This window comes from Bullifex porci (assembly GCF_009695635.1).
In the GTDB taxonomy this organism is placed as follows: domain Bacteria; phylum Spirochaetota; class Spirochaetia; order Sphaerochaetales; family Sphaerochaetaceae; genus Bullifex; species Bullifex porci.
Genome location: NZ_VUNN01000020.1, coordinates 24,440 through 41,679, shown reverse-complemented (window position 1 = coordinate 41,679; position 17,240 = coordinate 24,440). Strand labels below are relative to the sequence as shown.

The following is a 17,240-nucleotide window of genomic DNA, read 5'->3' as shown; positions in this document are numbered from 1 at the left end:
TCATATTTTTTACTCTTTCATTTTCAAATATTTTGACTAGTTCTTAGTCTTATTGTTGGTTATCTATCTTCATTTATTTTGATTATTTTGACTAGATTATCTATATATAAAATAGCTATCTATACCATGACTATTGCGCTATTATTCACTGGATAGCAATACATTGCTTCAACCTTTTTATGAATATTCTTTGCCAAATTAGAATAGCTTATCACATCTTGGATAAGCATCTCATTTATGAAAGGAGTTCTATTAATTATTGTTTTTACACATGATGATATTGAATTGACCATATATGTTATATTAAACACAAAATGTTACCATTTCAACAACTCTTTTTATTTTTTCTTCCCACTTAATGAAAAAAATATAGTAGAATATCTAATATGAAATGTCCTAGATGTAGCCATGAACAAGATAAAGTCCTTGAATCAAGGCAAAACAGAGACTCGACAACGATTAGGCGTAGAAGAGAATGCCTCAACTGTGGGTATCGTTTTACTAGCTATGAGAAGATTGAGGAAAAGCCAATCATAGTTATTAAGAAAAACGGTTCTCAGCAGCCTTTTGATATTAAAAAGGTTGAGAGAGGTATTTTAACTTGTACAGATAAGCTCAAAATAAATCATGAGGATATAGAGAAAATCCTTCAAAGGATTGAGGATAATGTTCGAGAAATTGCTAGGAATAAAAAGGTTGTTAAAAGTACAGAGATAGGTGAAGAAACCTTAAAGCAGCTCTACACACTATCTCCAGTTGCTTATGTTAGATTTGCATCTGTTTATCGTGCCTTCGACGACTTAGATATGTTCATCGAGGAAATAGAACACATTGCAAACCAAGTAAAGAATTCTTAAGCGTCGAACCACTTACCTCTTTGGCTTAACTCAATTTTATCATTTAAGTGTTCAGGCTTAAGAATTTCATTTGCACAATCGAGTGCAAAGTTATCACTCATACCTGCAACATAGTCAAATATTAATCTATCTACACCCTCATTCATTGAAGCATATACATCCTTCATCTCTGCATAGTGAGCATAAAAGCCCGCAGCAAGCATATTCTTCTCTGCTTCACACGACTGTTTGATATCAACACCATCCTTAAATAAGCCTTCAATATATGAGTAAATAAGCTTTAATAATCTTTCAAAGTAGGATGTATAGCCCTTTAGGATGTCTGAGCGATAAATGTAGTTATAATTATAATCCTTCATCCTCTCTACAGCCTTATAAACCTTATCAGAGAAGCCGACTCCCTCACTTTGTGAGGAGTTTTCAATTATATCTGTGACAAGTGTATTTATTATTTCGCCATTAGTAGAGCCTAAAACACTCTTTACATCCTCAGGAAGAGGCTCGGATAAAATACCTAAGCGTGTTGCATCCTCAAAATCTCTACCAAGATATGCAATGGAATCAGAGAAACGAACTACTGTTGCTTCAAAGGTTGTTGGAACCAAGCTCCTTCTAGTTTTTATACTATCTAAATCCTTTATCTCGAAGGAAGGGATGATTCTTTGTACAAAGTGCTCTCCACAGTGGCTTACTATTCCATCCTTTACTGCATAGGTTAAGTTTAAGCCCTTTCCATTATCAGATAGCTTATCAACTACTCTAAGAGAATTAACCTCGTGCTCGAAGCAGCCAAAGCCCTTAGCTTGGCTTATCTTATCCATAATCACCTCACCCACATGGCCAAATGGAGTATGACCTAAATCATGGCCCATTCCAATTGCCCAGGCAAGCTCTGTATCTAACCCAAGAGGTCTACAAATTGTTGAAGCAATCGAAGAAACATGTAAAACATGCTCCATTCTAGTACAGATGTGGTCATTTGAAGGGGCAAAGAATACTTGAGTTTTATGCTTTAATCTTCTAAATGGAGATGAGTGTATTATTGCGGTGGTATCACGATAAAAGGCACCACGAAAATCTTCCTTTCTAGAATTCTTTCTTTTTACAAGTAGCTCTAAGTCAATGTCATTAAATAGCTTTTCCATAAAATAAATAATAAAACAGAGAAAGATTAATATAAAGAACCATTTTTCAAAGTATGCCAATGATGATATTATATTAGCTATGAGTGAATACGTAATTCCACTAGTTGCATTGCTTTTAACATTTTTATCAACACTATCCTGCTTACGTTTTGTGTTCTCAAGGCAAGGCTTTTTCTGGATTATTCCATTTGTGTTATCGGTTTTATTAACCTTAAATAACTTTTTTATTTTACTATATCCTCAAATGTCCTTCTTTTCATATCCAAAGGTAGTATTAGCCTTCCCTGTATTTCTAGCTGCCTTTTGGTATTTCATGGTTATTACCTTTCACTATGCTCTAAAAAGAGGTGTTCTAAGAAATAGAGTTTCTAATGACCAGAAGAAGAACTATCAAGAAGCACTTTTCCTTGAGAAGATTGAAAGAAGAGAGTTTATTAAGTTCTCAAAAAGAAAAAAAGAGATATTAGAGAATGGCGCATATGAGCCAAAGCTATATAGAAAAGATGAATGCAATTTAACTCTTTTTGATAATCCTAGTTCTAAAAATTTCAGATAAATAGTATAATCATCGCTCAATACAGGAGTGATGTATGAACTTTTTCTTCACCGGAATGAAGCATTCTGGAAAAACAACCTTTGCTAAACGTGTTGCAGCTGCAAAGGGTTTAATTTGGGCCGATAGTGATGATCTTGTTTTAGAAAATATTAAACCGCTTACAGTTAGAGAATACTATAAAAAATATGGTAAAGAGGCTTTTATTATAGAAGAGAGAAAGGCTGTAGAGGATTTTATTGAGAAAAATAATGGCTTTGTACTCTCACTCGGAGGTGGTGTTTGTGATAACACACCACTTATGTCTTTAATGAAGAGCAGTGGAAAAATTATTTATTTAACACGAGATGAAGGACTAATCTTTGATAAAATAATGCAAAAGGGTTTACCACCCTTTCTAGATACTCCTGACCCAAGAAAAACCTTCCATGAGCTATTTTTACGACGTGATGCTATTTATAGATCATACATGGATTTAGAAATCGCTCTTGGACCTTATAGCTCAAAGGATGAAACAGAGAGAAGGGTTATTTCAATTTTGGAGGAAACATATGGCAGGTAATACTTTTGGAACCTTATTTAGCGTAAATACCTTTGGTGAGTCACATGGACCTGCTTTAGGAGTAACCATCGATGGTCTTCCAGCAGGAATTAAATTTGATTTAGATTTTATTCAAAGTGAGATGAATAGACGACGTCCTGGAGCAAACTCTCTTGGAACAACTAGAAATGAGGGTGATGAAATAGAGGTAATCTCAGGTGTTTTTGAAGGCTACTCTACAGGCTGCCCTATTACCATGATTATTAAAAATACCTCACAAAAGAGTCAGGACTACTCTGCTATTAAGGATGTATTTAGACCAGGTCATGCCGATTATACATATACTGAGAAATTTGGAATAAGAGACTATAGAGGTGGCGGAAGATCATCTGGTAGAGAGACTAGTATGAGAGTAGCAGCGGGTGCTGTTGCTAAGCTTCTTTTAAAGGAGATCGGAATTAATATCAAAGCTGGTACTATCCAAATTGGTGATGTAAAAGCAAAGAAGCTTGACTTTGACCATACTTTTAATAATGAGCTTTCCTGTCCAGATGAGGAAGCAGCTATCCTAATGCGCGATAAAATTAAAGACGCTAAGGATAATTTAGATAGTATTGGTGGTATTATTGAGTGTCATGTAAGTGGTATGCTTCCAGGTCTTGGGGACCCTTGCTTTGATAAGCTTGATGCACTACTTGCACATGCAATTTTATCTATTGGAGCTTGTAAGGGCTTTGAAATAGGCTCAGGTTTTGAGAGTGCTAAGCTATATGGCAGCCAAAATAATGATAAAATGCACGTTAAGGATGGCAAAGTAACCTTTGATACAAACAATGCTGGTGGAATCTTAGGTGGAATTTCAAATGGAAATAATATCATCTTCCGTGCCGCCTTTAAGCCTACTCCTAGTATCTATAAGGAGCAGGAGACAATTAATAAAAGCTTAGAGAATGTAAAAATTCAAATTAAGGGACGACACGACCCATGTATCGTTCCACGTGCTGTTGTTGTAGTTGAAGCTATGACAGCTATTGTTTTAGCAGATAGATACCTTGTTTGGAGAGCATATGAATCAAGATAAACCGCTGTTTGTACAATCTGATAAAACTATGCTTTTAGATGTGCACTCCCCTAGAGCGGAGGAGGCACGTGTAAGGCTTTCACAATTTGCAGAGCTTGTGAAAAGTCCTGAGCATATGCACACCTATCAAGTATCAAATATCAGTATTTGGAATGCAGCAGCTATGGGGAAAAGCTATGAGGATATTATCTCAACTCTTGAGGATTTATCTCGTTTTGAAATCCCTCAAAGCCTACTCTTCTTTATTAAGGATAATTTAGATAGATTTGGTGCAATAAAGCTTACCCCATATGATAATGATTATCATCTTTTAACTGTTAAGGGCTCCCTATTTAAGGCTCAAATTATCTCCTCAAAGACTCTTATGGCTATCCTTCAGCCCTTTAGCGAGGACTCGTTTCTAGTTCCTTGGTATAAGAGAGGTGAGATAAAGATTCAATTAATAAAGCTTGGCTTTCCAACAGATGATTTAATTCCACTTAAAAAGGGTGAAAAGCTAGAGATAAATGAAAGAGATGTAACTCTTTCAAAAAAGAGCTTTTCACTAAGACCTTATCAAAGAGAGGCAGTACAAGCCTTCTTAGGGTCAAGAGAAAATGAAAAGGGATATGGAAACATAATACTTCCTTGTGGATCAGGTAAAACTGTAGTTGGTATCCATGCTATGTGTGAGCTTAAGACACATACATTAATTTTATGTCCTAATGTTACCTCTGTTCATCAATGGAAGAGAGAGATACTCGATAAAACAGATATAACTGAGGATATGATCGGAGAGTACTCTGGAGAGCTTAAGGAAGTAAAGCCGATTACTATTGCTACATATCAAATCCTAATTTATCGAACTACTGAGAGTGATGAGTATAAGCATTTCTCCTTGATGACAGACCATCCTTGGGGCTTAGTAATTTATGATGAGGTTCATATGCTTCCTGCAACATGCTTTAAAGTCACAGCAGAGATACAATCGATGTACCGCTTAGGACTTACAGCAACTTTAGTTAGAGAGGATCATAGAGAGGCTGAAGTTTTTTCACTTGTTGGTCCAAAGCGCTATGATACTCCTTGGTCTGTACTTGAGCGTCAAGGCTTCATTGCAAAGGCCTATTGCCATGAGATAAGAATTCCTCTCTCTGAGGAGGCGGCAGTTGAATATGCAACAGCTAAGGGAGCTGCTGGACGATATAGAATAGCAGCTGAAAATCCTCTCAAGGAAAAGGTAGTTGAGGAGCTTTTAAATAAGCATGAGGGTGATAGAATCTTAATCATAGCTCAATATCTTGATCAGCTTGAAAAGATTAAAAAGCGCTTTGGCTTTCCTATGATCACAGGCTCTACAGGAAATAAAAAGAGAGATGAACTCTATGACGCCTTTAGAAGTGGTAAGGAAAATGTACTTATTGTAAGTAAGGTTGCAAACTATGCAATTGACCTTCCAGATGCATCTGTTGCTATCCAGCTATCTGGCTCCTTTGGCTCAAGACAGGAGGAAGCACAGAGACTTGGAAGAATTCTAAGACCAAAGGAAAAGGATAGCCACTTCTACACTATTGTGACTAAGTTCACTAGCGAGGAGGACTTTGCACAAAATAGACAGAAGTTCTTAGCAGAACAGGGATATAGCTATGAAATCGAAAGCCCAGATATGTGATAGCTGGATTAATAATCAATCACAAAGGATGATTGAATATCGTTACGAGGTTCTATTTAAGAGGAAGGATATTCAATTTTCCTTAGAAGAAAAAAAGAAAAGAATTTTAAGCTTCTATAGTAATGAAGAGAATATTAAGGATTTAATTAAAGCTCTCTCTGATAGTGAATATAATTTACTTTTAAAGAGAAAATTAAATCTAGCTTGCTATATCCCTAGGACAAATGAAAAGCTCTATGATTTTTATCTATATGATGAAAAGGTAATACCTGAAATTGCTTCTGAGCTAAACTCATTAAAGGGAATATATGAGGATTCTTCAAATAGAATTGATATTAAATGCTTTTTAAGAGCTTTATTTGCATTAATCTCAAGTAAGGGTATTAGACCAAGTGTCAGTGGTAAAGGTATAGAGGCTAAGCTTAGCGAAATCTTTACTAATATTAGTCAAGAAAATTTAGCTATTTTAATCTCACACTTTAAAGCAATGTGTGAAAGAGATAGCTTAATTAATAATTCCTATATCGATTTTGATAAAGCTAAAAAAATCCTACAGCTTTCCCAGCTTGAGGTATTATATCACCTACTCTCTTATAGCACCTCAATAGAGGAGCTATTTATAAGTCAGCTTAATTCATCTGAGCTATGCTTTGTCCTTGAAGATAAGAAAAAGAAGCCAAGCTATACAATAACAGGAGAGCTCTTTGTTTACTTTGAAGGTGATACAGAGGATGAGCTAATTTATCAAATTGCTGAGCCAGTAACTATTGATAGAATTTGTGTATATAAGATTACTAAATCAAGTATACGCTATGCCTTTGATAATGGATTAACAGAGCAAACTATATTATCAAAGCTTAGAAGCTATGGAGTAAATAACTCTATATTTGAATCTAGACTATCTGCTTGGAGAGAGGAGTATGAGATGACTAAGCTTCATGACTCTCTCTATTTAGAAACCTCTAAGCAGCTAGCATTAGTTATTGAAGCAGTTGAAGAGCTTAAGCCATTTATTATTAAGAAGGTAGGAACCTACTCCTTTATCTTTAAAAGAGATAAAAGAGTAATTGAGATCTTAAAGCGCAGTGGCTTTGATATGCTATGTCAAAAGGAGCTTTCTTATATCTCTGATAGTGATGACACAAAGCCTATTGTATTAGAAAAATATGAAGGCTCTCTTAATCTATTAGATAGAGCTATTTGCTTTGATGAAGGATATAAAGAATATTTAAAGAGCATTAGTAATCCTTCAATTCACTCTTTAATAGATGATGATAAAATCTTAACAAGCAAGATGGCAAAGGGAATAAAGAAGAGCTGTGAGCATGAAGCTATTTGGGGACTTGATTACCAAAAGAAGCTTAGTTATTTAGTGTCCATGTGTAACATACGCTTTCTTGAGCTTAAGTTTAAGGATGAAACAATAAAAGCTCTTCCTCTAAAGGTCGAGCTTCCAAATATTAAATTACTCACCATCAAGGGTGAAGAGAAAATAGCTTTAGTCGATAAAATCTTTAAGGTTAGTGAGCTCGATTAAAGCTCAGGCTTTAAATTCTTTGGATAGTGGTAGCCAGTAAAGGCCTCAAACTGTAGCTTACCCTGTTCAAAGAGCATTTCATCACCAAAATGTAGCTTACAGCCCGCCGCCTTAGCATCTGTTAAGAACTTAGTCATATGAGGCTTGTAGACAATATCATATGCTATTTCCTTTCCTGTAAACTTAAAGCCTTCAATAGGACTTTCAAAGGTAGAAAGACCTACAGAGGTTGTTTGAACGATTAAGTCAACCTGACCTTCATAGTTCTTTGCATTTTCAAGCTTGTCAAAGGCACAGATATTTATCTTAGCAATCCTCTCTGCATGAGATAGAGTTCTATTTAAAATAGTAACCTTAACACCCCAGTTTCTAAGTGCCCATACAATAGCATAGCTCGCACCACCTGCACCTATTACTAAAGCATTCTTTATTCTACCATTCTCGATATCAGAAAGAATTGGGATTAAAAAGCCATAGTAATCGGTATTCATACCCTTCCATAGACCAGGAGTTCTAACAACAGTATTACAAGCTCCAATTTGCTTAACTTCTCTAGTAATATTTCCAAGGTATGTTAAAACCTCAACCTTATGAGGTACAGTAACTGAAAAGCCTCTCATTTGTAGATTTTCTGCAAGTGCAAAGAAGGCTCTAGCGTTATCTACTAGGAAAGGTACATATATTGCATTGTAATGTATAGCTTTAAAGCCTAGATTATGAATTAATGGAGATGCTGAATGCTCTACTGGGTTTCCAATGATTCCATAGATTGCAGTTTTATCATTAACCTTATCTGCCTGATATAGCTCCTTTAGCTCCCTAGCTCTAAGCTGACCTGGAGCTGCTTGGTTATCTGAAGCAAATGTTAAGATTGAACCCATTCTCTTATATAGAATTCTAGTAGCAACTCCATATGGCCCCATTCCAATAATTATCTTCTCAACATCCTTTAATTCCTTTTGAGCATTAAAGAGTGTAATAGTGTCTAATATTCCCTTAGGAGTAACAGCAATTTTTGCTATATCTCCCCTCTTCTTTAGTGTAATAACTCTAGAGTAAATATCATTAGGGATTCCATTAAAGTCATGGAAGGAACGTATAATTTTTATTCCCTTTTCCTTTGCTTTTTCGTCAATTTCGCACTTTTTGATATCATCCTCGATATCAACATATTTGAAATCACCATCTAGAGCCTTGAGTATTTCTGCCTTTCTTTGTTTCTCACTGCCCTCAAATCTACCACCATCCTGTACTCTTCTATGTGTACAAATAACTGGGAAATTAACCATTGAAGGGAAAAGATTTGCTCTTTCACGATCTTCAATTTTAAGGTAATCAAGTCTTAATTCTACGGCATCAATCCATTTTGAATTTTTCTCTGTAGTCTTTACGCATTCTTCAAGTGTAGAGTCAGACAGTGTAAGACAAATCATTAATCATCTCCTCATGATTTAGTAATCTTATACGTTTATACAAAAAACTGCAATAATATGCATTTTGTATTCTTTTTATTCTATTAGTTGTACCTTTCTTTTTTCTCTAGTATTCTAAATAACTATGTTCACGATGCAAATTCAGAATGCCTGTCTAAGCTTTGCAGATAGGAAAATACTTAATGATGTAAGCTTTACTATAGATCAAAAAACTAGAGCAGCCCTAGCTGGTGCTAATGGGTGTGGAAAATCTACACTTTTAAAGGTAATAACAGGGATAATACCTGCCGATGGAATTAATATTTCCAAAACTAAGGGTATTACTGTCAGCTACCTACCTCAAGCAGATATTCTACTTCCTCAAAAGAGTGTTTATGAGGTTGCTGAGGAGGGCTATGATAAGTACAAAGCTTTAGTTAATGAGTATGAGGAAATTGCAAAGGAGCTTGATGGCATAGGTCAACAGGATAAATACTCACACATTCTTTCAAGGATGAATGAGATAAATGAAATTCTTGATGATGTTGGCTACTACCATAGAAGAAGTAGGATAGAACAAATTCTTCAAGGACTTGGGTTTAAGATGAGTGACCTAAGCTCACCCTCCTCTACCTTCTCTGGTGGATGGCAAATGAGAATAGCTCTAGCTAGAATTCTTGTCGAGGACCCAGATATTCTATTACTCGATGAGCCAACTAACTACCTCGATATTGAAGCTATGGTTTGGCTAAAGAACTATTTAAAGGCCTTTGATGGTGGTGTTATTCTTGTTAGCCATGACCAAGGCTTTCTAGATGATACAGTTGATTGTGTTTATGAATTATTTAAGGGTAACCTCACTCGCTACTCAGGTAACTACACCTCTTATTTAAAGCAAAGAGAGGCAGAAATCCAGATGCTTGAAAAGGCCTATGAGCAGCAGGCAGCTGAGATAGAAAAGACTCAAGAGTTTATCGAGCGTTTTAGATATAAAGCAACTAAAGCAAAGCAGGTACAGTCAAGAATTAAGAGCTTAGAGAAAACAGAGCTTATTGAAATACCTGACCATTTAAAGAAGCTTTCATTTTCATTTCCAGAGGCACCACATAGTGGTAACGATGTATTAGTAATTGAAAAGCTCTTTAAGGCCTATGGTAGTAATGTTATCTTTGAGGACCTTTCCTTCGTTGTAAGGAAGAAGGAACGACTTGCAATTACAGGTCGTAATGGTGAAGGTAAATCAACACTATTAAGAATTCTTGCTGGAGTCGATGATGACTTTAAAGGCGTAGTAAGAGATGGTGCAGGTGTTAAGAAGGGATATTTTGCACAGGATAATGAAAAAACACTAAATGATAATAATACAGTCCTTGAGGAGGTAGAGAGCATCGCAGATACAAAGGATATACCTCGCTTAAGATCTCTTTTAGGAGCCTTTTTATTCAATGGTGATGATGTCTTTAAGAAGGTTAGTGTTCTATCTGGTGGTGAGAAATCTAGATTATCACTATTAAAGATATTACTTCATCCATGTAATTTACTATTACTCGATGAGCCTACAAACCACCTCGATATCAATGCTAAGGAGATGCTTTTAGAGGCAATAAAAGCATATGATGGTACTGTAATTTTTGTAAGCCACGATACACACTTTATTAAAAATCTTGCAACTAAGATTTTATACCTTTCAGATGATAAGCCAGAGTTCTTCGAGGGTGATTACGACTACTTTGCATATAAGCTTGAGGAAAAGGAAAATAAATTCCTACAAAGCGAAAAGAAGAAAAGTGATGTTATTGAGAACAAATCTCAATCACATCAGGAGCAAAAGGCTAAACGTAATATGATTCAAAAGCTTGAAAAAGAGTGTGATGACTTACTTCTTTCTTGCGATAAGCTAAAAAACGAAATTAAAGCCTTAGAGGAAAGGATGGCAGACCCTGCTATTTATTCCAATGCAGCAAAAATATCTGAGCTTGTAAAACAAAAGGAAGAGAAGGAAAAGGCTCTTGATAGCTTAGAGGAAAGCTGGTTCGAAGCCTCTGAAAGATTAGAAAATAGTAAGGCAGAGCTACTATGATAGAAAAACCAATTGTTGAAAGCTATTTAATAAAAGCTCTTAAAAAGGCATGTCCAACTATTATTCTTGCTTCTGCTAGTGAGAACAGAAAACAATTATTAACAGATATGGGAATAAATGTTATTCAACGACCTCAAGATATTAATGAGCTATGTGGCCTAACAGAGCCAAAGGAAGTAGTCACAACTCTTTCAAAGCAAAAGCTTGATAGCTATTTAAAGAGTGATGAATTTATACCTACTCTTCCTGCTATTAGCTTAGATACATTAGTATTATTTAATTCAACTTTAATTGGAAAGCCACACTCAAGGGAGGATGCAAAGGCTATACTCTCCTCCTTTTCTGATAAAGAGCAGGAGGTCTTAACAGGACTTAGCGCTTATTTACCAAATAAGGGTATTTTTTCAACCTATGATGTTTCAAAGGTTGTATTTGAGGCCTTAACTGAGGATGTAATTGAATGGTATTTAAATACTGGAGAGTACATTGGGGCTGCAGGTGGATATAGAATTCAAAAGAGTGGCTATAAGCTTGTAAAGAGTATAGAGGGTAGCTGGACTAATGTTATAGGCTGTCCTGTGGAAGCACTACTAAAGCTATTAACCAATTAGCTCCTCGTAGTGCTCCCTTCCTAGAGTTAGTATTTTAGTAATGTGGTCATCATTTAGTCTGTAGATTATGCTCCTACCCTCTTTTCTAAATTTAACTAGTCTAGAGCTTCTTAGAGTCTTTAATTGCTGAGAAATTGCACTTTGATTCATCTCTAAGCGCTCTGCAATAGTATTAACACTACACTCACCTTCATTCAAAAGAAATAGAATCTTTAATCGTGTTGGATCAGCAAAAACCTTAAAGAAATCTGCAATATCAATTAATTCTTCTTCTAAAATAGGATCACTCATGAACAAATCATATTCCATGAAATAATTTTGTGCTATACAAATCTTTTAAATTTTCCTATTATCGGGTCATGGAAAAGAAGATTGGATTCATTGGTTTAGGTGTAATGGGTGCCTCTATGAGTGCACATCTACAAAAAAGTGGCTTACAGCTATTTGTTTATAACAGAACAAAAAGCAAGGCTGATGCTTTAATTAATAATGGCGCTATTTGGTGTGATAGCCCAAAGGAAGTTGCCAAAAATGTTGATATTCTATTTTCTATTGTTGGCTTTCCAAATGATGTTGAAGAGGTTTATTTAGGTAAAAATGGTGTTATTGAAGCTCTTCATGATGGATTAATTTGCTGTGATATGACAACTACTAAGCCATCACTAATGGTAAAGATTGCGAATGCCTTTAAGCCTTATAATGTTTCATTTGCAGATGCTCCAGTTTCAGGTGGAGATGTAGGAGCAAGAAATGCTACTCTCTCCTTTATGGTAGGTGCAGAGGATGATACATATGAAGCACTTTACCCATATTTTTCTATAATGGGAAAGACAATAAACCACAATGGCGTGGTTGGTGCTGGACAGCATACAAAGATGTGTAACCAAATTACTATTGCAGGAACAATGATTGGTGTTAGTGAAGCATTAGTATATGCAGCAAAGGCACATCTCGATTTAGATACTATGTTAAATACTATTTCTAAGGGTGCAGCAGGATGCTGGACTCTCGATAACCTAGCTCCTAGAGTAGTTAAAGGTAACTTTGATCCGGGCTTTATGATTGAACACTTTGTAAAGGATATGAAGATTGCCTTAGAGGAAGCTGAGAATATGGGTCTTGCACTTCCAGGACTTTCTCTCGTAAAGCAGCTATATACTGCTTTAATTTCACAGGGCTATGGAAGAAATGGTACTCAAGCGCTTGTAAAGGCTCTTGAGAGCTTAATTGGAGAAAAACTTTTCTAAATATGGAGGGGTTGTATGATAAGAGAAGACGAACGAGCCACTCTCATTCTACCTGGGGATAAAAAGGTAGAATTAGGCGTTATCACAGATAGCATGGGCCATAAAAGTCTTGATATTGCATCTCTTAGAAAGGATACAGGGTATATAACCTATGATCCAGGCTTTATCAATACAGGTTCATGTATGTCATCTATCTGTTATATCGATGGCGAAAAGGGTATCTTAAGATATCGTGGCTATGATATCGCTGATTTAGTCCAGAATTGTGACTTTATTGAGGTTGCATATCTTCTTGTTAAGGGAGTTTTACCTACCCTGGATGAAAGAAGTAACTATGCACGTCTATTAAATAAGCATTCAATGCTCCATACAGATATGAGAAACTTCTTCAGATCATACCCACATGATGCCCACCCTATGGCAATTCTAGCTAGTATGGTTGCATCTCTATCTGCCTTCTACCCAGAGATGGAGGAAAAGGATCCTGAGGATAACATCGACTTAACTGTTACAAGACTCCTATCAAAGATGAGAACTATTGCAGCATTCTCATATAGACAATCAATTGGATATGACTTTGTTGATCCAAGATATGATTACTCCTATTGTGAGAACTTCTTAAATATGATGTTCTCTTCTCCAGTATTGGATTACCATCCAGATCCTGTACATGTAAAGGCTCTAAACCAGCTATTAATTTTACATGCAGACCATGAGCAGAACTGCTCAACTAGTGCAGTAAGATTAGTTGGATCATCGGAAGCAAATCTATATGCATCTGTTGCAGCAGGATGCTGTGCGCTTTGGGGACCAAAGCATGGTGGTGCAAACCAAGCTGTAATTGAGATGCTTAATAAGATTATCAAGGAAGGCTTATCTGTTAAGGAAATAGTTGAAAAGGCTAAGGATAAGAGTAATACCTTTAGATTATCTGGCTTTGGACATAGAGTTTATAAAACCTTTGATCCTAGAGCTAGAATTGCAAAGCAGATGTGTCAGGAAGTATTAAATGTTGAAGGCATGCATGACTCCTTAATGGAGGTTGCATTAGAGCTTGAGGATATTGCGATCCATGATGATTATTTCATCGAAAGAAATCTATATCCAAATATCGACTTCTACACAGGTATTATATTCCATCTAATGAGAATTCCTCAGCAGATGTTCACAGTACTATTTGCTATGGGTAGATTACCTGGTTGGATAGCTCACTACCTTGAGTGGAGACATGATCCATATCAAAAGATTGGTCGTCCAAGACAAATCTATGCTGGACCTGAGACTAGAAAGGTTATTCCACTTAGCTTAAGAACAGCGGAAAATACTTTAGCTTAGTTAAAAAGGCGGAAGCTTCGTGCCTCCGCCTTTACTTTTTATTACATATTTTTTATCAATTCAGCTGTAAAATCTGAGGTTGAAAGCTCTGTTGCATTATCCTTGTCCATTAAGACATAGAAGTCTCTAGTAACTCTTCTTGATGCAATAGTTTTATCAACTGCTTTTAGAACTAAATCAGCTGCCTCCTCGAAAGAAGCATATCTAAGTAGCATTTCACCAGAGAGAATAATTGATAGAGGATTAACTATATTCTTTCCTGCAATATCTGGAGCAATTCCATGAGTTGCTTCAAAGATTGCACAGCCAGTTGTGTAGTTAATATTTGCACCTGGTGCTATACCAATACCACCAACCTCCGCAGCTAATGCATCTGATACATAGTCACCATTTAAGTTTAAGGTAGCAATTACATCATAGTTTTCTGGCTTTAGCAAAATATTCTGTAGGAAAGCATCACAGATACAATCCTTTATCTCGATATCACCATGCTTTGCAGGGATAAAGACTCTAGAATCCTTCTCATAGCCACCATACTCACGCTTTGCAAGCTCATAGCCCCAATTTCTAAAGCCACCCTCAGTAAACTTCATGATATTACCCTTATGAACTAAGGTAACACTTCTTCTCTTATTAGCAATTGCGTAATCGATAGCAGCTTTAATTAGTCTCTCACTACCCTCCTTACTAACTGGCTTAATTCCAATAGCAGAGGTTTCTGGGAATCTAATCTTTTTAACTCCCATTTCCTGCTGTAAGAAGTCAATTACCTTCTTTACATCAGCGGTTCCACTAGCCCACTCAATTCCAGCATAGATATCCTCTGTATTTTCTCTAAATACAACCATATCAACCTTTTCAGGGTGCTTTACAGGAGAAGGAACACCTGAGAAGTACTTAACTGGACGCAGACAAACATATAAATCTAGCATCTGTCTTAAAGCAACATTTAAGCTTCTCGCACCCTTTCCAACTGGAGTCATTAGAGGGCCCTTAATAGCAAGGCCAACCTCTTTAATCTTTTCTAAGGTCTCTTCTGGAAGATTTGTATTAAATAACTCCTCAGCCTTTCCACCTGCATAAGCTTCGGTCCACTTAATTTTTTTCTCATCTCCATAGCATTTAGCCATAGCAGCATCAAGGACCTTAATCATCATAGGAGTAATCTCTTTTCCTACTCCATCACCTTCGATATAAACAACCTCTCTTTCAATCATTTTAAGCTCTCCTTGATTTGGTTAAGTCTTCCACCCTTTAAGAGCATATCTCTCTGAGTTTGAGTAACATCAAGCTTACAAGTAAAGGTATATCCCTGTGTCTTATTTGTTACGCTAACTAAATCACTACTCTTAATCTGCTCAATTGCATTTTCAATTACAATATCATCATCACTATTAATTTTATTGTAGTCATCTTCACTCATGAGTGTTAAAGGGATGATACCAGCATTACAAAGGTTTGCTTGGTGAATTCTTTCAATAGAGAGTGCAAGAACTGCTTTAACTCCAAGGTACATTGGACAAAGTGCAGCATGCTCACGTGAGGAGCCCTGACCATAGCTATAGCCCGCAACAATGAGGTTCGCAATATTACTATCTCTCCTTGCTGCACATCTAGCTGAGAAATCTTTATCTACACCTTCAAATACAAAGGTTGAGTAGAGAGGAATATTTGAGCGGTACTTTAATCTTGCACCTGCTGGCATTATGTGGTCAGTAGTAATTTTATCACCAACCTTGATAGCAACCTTACCGGAAATTTTATCATTAAGTGGTACGTTGTGTGGTGGCTGGCCAATATTTGGTCCTCTTACGATTGTAACATCGCTTGAATCCGTTGGAGGGAAGATAAGCATTGAATCATCTGTATAGAAATTCTCTGCATTAACGTTTTCAACACTTGAGACAATGTTTTGTTCAAGTGGAGAAGTAAATACACCAGTTATTGCTGAAATAGCAGCTGTTTCAGGGCTTACAAGATATACCTGTCCACTCTTTGTGCCACTTCTTCCTTCAAAGTTTCTGTTGTTAGTTCTTAATGAGACTCCATCTGTACATGGGCTAAAGTGGTTACCAATACAGAAGCCACAAGCACTTTCAAGAATTCTTGCGCCAGCTTTAACCATTTTAGATAATGTTCCGTCACTGCTTATCATCTCAAGAACCTCTCTTGATCCAGGAGCAATACCTAAGGAAACATTTTCAGCTACATGGTTACCATCTAATATTTGACCAACCTTTACTAAATCCTGGTAGGAGGAGTTAGTACAGGAACCAATTAATACTTGGTCGATCTTCTTACCTGCAAGCTCTGCTACCTTCTTAATATTACCTGGTGAATGAGGACAAGCTGTTAGAGGCTCAAGTGTTGATAAATCAATTTCAAAAAGACCATCGAATTCAGCATCACTATCACAAGAAAGCTCTCTAAAGCACTCCTCTCTATGCTGAGCCTTAAGGAAGCTATATGTTACTTCATCTGATGGGAATAGAGATGTAGTAACTCCACACTCTGCACCCATGTTACATATTGTTGCTCTTTCAGGAACGGATAGTGTCTTAACACCCTCTCCTGTATATTCAAAAATAGTATTTACATTACCTTTAGTTGTGAAACGCTCTAAAACCTTTAATATAACATCCTTTGCAGATACGAAAGGTCTAAGCTTTCCGTGTAGTCTAATCTCAATTACCTTTGGTGCAATAATTGTAAAAGGAACACCTGCCATAGCTAATGCAACATCGAGACCACCAGCTCCTATTGCAAGCATACCAATACCACCTCCAGTTGGAGTATGGGAATCTGAACCCAAGAGAGTCTTACCTGGGACTCCAAAACGTTCAAGATGGACTTGGTGACAAATACCATTTCCAGGACGAGAGAATACTACGCCCTTCTTAGCAGCAACACTCTTTAAATAGTTATGGTCATCTGCATTTTCAAAGCCAACCTGGATAGTATTGTGGTCAACATAGCTAACAGCGAGCTCATTTCTTACCTTATCAAGCCCTAAAGCTTCAAATTGAAGATAAGCCATTGTACCAGTTGCATCCTGAGTGAGGGTTTGGTCGATTCTAAGGTCTAGGCTTTCACCAGCCTTAAGACTTCCACCCATGAAATGCTCTTTTAAAATCTTTCTTGTTATTGAGTATCCCATTTCGTCATCTCCTATAATTTACCAAAAAAAATA

The 17,240-nt window shown here is 36.5% G+C and carries 16 protein-coding genes; 10 read left to right on the top strand and 6 right to left on the bottom strand.

The annotated features are described in order from the left end of the window. Nucleotides 1-119 precede the first annotated feature (119 nt). Nucleotides 120-293: a hypothetical protein gene (locus FYJ80_RS09230; protein WP_154426212.1), complete on the bottom strand. Its 174-nt coding sequence runs from the start codon at nucleotides 291-293 to the stop codon at nucleotides 120-122. Nucleotides 294-386: 93 nt separating this feature from the next. Between FYJ80_RS09230 and nrdR the strand changes: the two genes are divergently transcribed. After that, complete coding sequence (gene nrdR / locus FYJ80_RS09225) at nucleotides 387-857, top strand: transcriptional regulator NrdR (RefSeq protein ID WP_154426210.1); 471 nt, start codon at nucleotides 387-389, stop codon at nucleotides 855-857. Here nrdR and FYJ80_RS09220 read toward each other — a convergent pair. Next, on the bottom strand, nucleotides 854-2,002 hold the full coding sequence (locus tag FYJ80_RS09220) for a deoxyguanosinetriphosphate triphosphohydrolase family protein (protein WP_154426208.1): 1,149 nt from the start codon (nucleotides 2,000-2,002) through the stop codon (nucleotides 854-856). The genes nrdR and FYJ80_RS09220 overlap by 4 nt on opposite strands. A gap of 79 nt (nucleotides 2,003-2,081) precedes the next feature. On the opposite strand from FYJ80_RS09220, the gene FYJ80_RS09215 reads away from it, so the two are divergent. Genes FYJ80_RS09215 through FYJ80_RS09195 form a run of 5 tightly spaced genes read left to right on the top strand, consistent with a single transcriptional unit; the run spans nucleotide 2,082 to nucleotide 7,365 of the window. Then, a complete protein-coding gene (locus tag FYJ80_RS09215; protein WP_154426206.1) occupies nucleotides 2,082-2,558 on the top strand; it encodes a hypothetical protein in 477 nt (158 codons plus the stop codon). 34 nt (nucleotides 2,559-2,592) lie between these two features. Further along, nucleotides 2,593-3,117 carry a shikimate kinase gene (locus tag FYJ80_RS09210; protein ID WP_154426204.1) on the top strand — a complete coding sequence of 175 codons (525 nt, stop codon included), beginning with the start codon at nucleotides 2,593-2,595 and terminating at the stop codon, nucleotides 3,115-3,117. Next, the gene (aroC, locus tag FYJ80_RS09205; protein ID WP_154426202.1) at nucleotides 3,107-4,177 is read left to right on the top strand and encodes a chorismate synthase; all 1,071 of its coding nucleotides are present in this window, start codon (nucleotides 3,107-3,109) and stop codon (nucleotides 4,175-4,177) included. Before FYJ80_RS09210 ends, aroC begins: the two co-directional genes overlap by 11 nt. After that, entirely contained in the window at nucleotides 4,164-5,828 is a 1,665-nt protein-coding gene (locus FYJ80_RS09200; protein ID WP_154426200.1) for a DNA repair helicase XPB, read from the top strand. The genes aroC and FYJ80_RS09200 overlap by 14 nt, the downstream gene beginning before the upstream one ends. After that, nucleotides 5,803-7,365: a hypothetical protein gene (locus FYJ80_RS09195; protein WP_154426198.1), complete on the top strand. Its 1,563-nt coding sequence runs from the start codon at nucleotides 5,803-5,805 to the stop codon at nucleotides 7,363-7,365. The genes FYJ80_RS09200 and FYJ80_RS09195 overlap by 26 nt, the downstream gene beginning before the upstream one ends. On the opposite strand, the gene aroE is transcribed toward FYJ80_RS09195, so the two are convergent. Next, nucleotides 7,362-8,798 (bottom strand): shikimate dehydrogenase, encoded by a 1,437-nt coding sequence (gene aroE, locus FYJ80_RS09190; RefSeq protein ID WP_154426196.1) that lies wholly within the window; start codon nucleotides 8,796-8,798, stop codon nucleotides 7,362-7,364. The genes FYJ80_RS09195 and aroE overlap by 4 nt on opposite strands. Nucleotides 8,799-8,931: 133 nt before the next feature. On the opposite strand from aroE, the gene FYJ80_RS09185 reads away from it, so the two are divergent. After that, complete coding sequence (locus FYJ80_RS09185; RefSeq protein WP_235899628.1) at nucleotides 8,932-10,857, top strand: ABC-F family ATP-binding cassette domain-containing protein; 1,926 nt, start codon at nucleotides 8,932-8,934, stop codon at nucleotides 10,855-10,857. Then, entirely contained in the window at nucleotides 10,854-11,468 is a 615-nt protein-coding gene (locus tag FYJ80_RS09180) for a Maf family protein (RefSeq protein ID WP_154426192.1), read from the top strand. The genes FYJ80_RS09185 and FYJ80_RS09180 overlap by 4 nt, the downstream gene beginning before the upstream one ends. Here FYJ80_RS09180 and FYJ80_RS09175 read toward each other — a convergent pair. Beyond that, nucleotides 11,457-11,759: an ArsR/SmtB family transcription factor gene (locus FYJ80_RS09175; protein WP_235899627.1), complete on the bottom strand. Its 303-nt coding sequence runs from the start codon at nucleotides 11,757-11,759 to the stop codon at nucleotides 11,457-11,459. The genes FYJ80_RS09180 and FYJ80_RS09175 overlap by 12 nt on opposite strands. Before the next feature lie 29 nt (nucleotides 11,760-11,788). On the opposite strand from FYJ80_RS09175, the gene FYJ80_RS12180 reads away from it, so the two are divergent. Together FYJ80_RS12180 and FYJ80_RS09165 are read left to right on the top strand one after the other, a co-directional pair. Then, nucleotides 11,789-12,715, top strand: coding sequence for an NAD(P)-dependent oxidoreductase (locus FYJ80_RS12180; protein WP_328596771.1), 927 nt, complete (start codon nucleotides 11,789-11,791; stop codon nucleotides 12,713-12,715). Between the two features lie 15 nt (nucleotides 12,716-12,730). Further along, nucleotides 12,731-14,050, top strand: a complete 1,320-nt coding sequence (locus FYJ80_RS09165; RefSeq protein ID WP_154426186.1) for a citrate synthase — start codon at nucleotides 12,731-12,733, stop codon at nucleotides 14,048-14,050. Nucleotides 14,051-14,091: 41 nt separating this feature from the next. Here the strand turns inward: FYJ80_RS09165 and icd are convergent, their stop codons facing one another. Both icd and FYJ80_RS09155 read right to left on the bottom strand, forming a co-directional pair. Next, nucleotides 14,092-15,267 carry an NADP-dependent isocitrate dehydrogenase gene (icd, locus tag FYJ80_RS09160; RefSeq protein ID WP_154426184.1) on the bottom strand — a complete coding sequence of 392 codons (1,176 nt, stop codon included), beginning with the start codon at nucleotides 15,265-15,267 and terminating at the stop codon, nucleotides 14,092-14,094. Beyond that, on the bottom strand, nucleotides 15,264-17,207 hold the full coding sequence (locus FYJ80_RS09155; protein WP_154426182.1) for an aconitate hydratase: 1,944 nt from the start codon (nucleotides 17,205-17,207) through the stop codon (nucleotides 15,264-15,266). The genes icd and FYJ80_RS09155 overlap by 4 nt, the downstream gene beginning before the upstream one ends. Nucleotides 17,208-17,240: the final 33 nt, after the last annotated feature.

What these genes read in the sequence shown, in the direction of transcription:
- FYJ80_RS09175 (WP_235899627.1), bottom strand. Translation starts at nt 11,759, where the DNA reads ATGAGTGATCCTATTTTAGAAGAAGAATTAATTGATATTGCAGATTTC.
- FYJ80_RS09185 (WP_235899628.1), top strand. Translation starts at nt 8,932, where the DNA reads ATGCAAATTCAGAATGCCTGTCTAAGCTTTGCAGATAGGAAAATACTT.
- FYJ80_RS09220 (WP_154426208.1), bottom strand. Translation starts at nt 2,002, where the DNA reads ATGGAAAAGCTATTTAATGACATTGACTTAGAGCTACTTGTAAAAAGA.
- FYJ80_RS09180 (WP_154426192.1), top strand. Translation starts at nt 10,854, where the DNA reads ATGATAGAAAAACCAATTGTTGAAAGCTATTTAATAAAAGCTCTTAAA.
- FYJ80_RS09165 (WP_154426186.1), top strand. Translation starts at nt 12,731, where the DNA reads ATGATAAGAGAAGACGAACGAGCCACTCTCATTCTACCTGGGGATAAA.
- FYJ80_RS09230 (WP_154426212.1), bottom strand. Translation starts at nt 293, where the DNA reads ATGGTCAATTCAATATCATCATGTGTAAAAACAATAATTAATAGAACT.
- aroE (WP_154426196.1), bottom strand. Translation starts at nt 8,798, where the DNA reads ATGATTTGTCTTACACTGTCTGACTCTACACTTGAAGAATGCGTAAAG.
- FYJ80_RS09195 (WP_154426198.1), top strand. Translation starts at nt 5,803, where the DNA reads ATGAAATCGAAAGCCCAGATATGTGATAGCTGGATTAATAATCAATCA.
- aroC (WP_154426202.1), top strand. Translation starts at nt 3,107, where the DNA reads ATGGCAGGTAATACTTTTGGAACCTTATTTAGCGTAAATACCTTTGGT.
- FYJ80_RS09210 (WP_154426204.1), top strand. Translation starts at nt 2,593, where the DNA reads ATGAACTTTTTCTTCACCGGAATGAAGCATTCTGGAAAAACAACCTTT.
- icd (WP_154426184.1), bottom strand. Translation starts at nt 15,267, where the DNA reads ATGATTGAAAGAGAGGTTGTTTATATCGAAGGTGATGGAGTAGGAAAA.
- FYJ80_RS09155 (WP_154426182.1), bottom strand. Translation starts at nt 17,207, where the DNA reads ATGGGATACTCAATAACAAGAAAGATTTTAAAAGAGCATTTCATGGGT.
- FYJ80_RS09215 (WP_154426206.1), top strand. Translation starts at nt 2,082, where the DNA reads ATGAGTGAATACGTAATTCCACTAGTTGCATTGCTTTTAACATTTTTA.
- FYJ80_RS09200 (WP_154426200.1), top strand. Translation starts at nt 4,164, where the DNA reads ATGAATCAAGATAAACCGCTGTTTGTACAATCTGATAAAACTATGCTT.
- nrdR (WP_154426210.1), top strand. Translation starts at nt 387, where the DNA reads ATGAAATGTCCTAGATGTAGCCATGAACAAGATAAAGTCCTTGAATCA.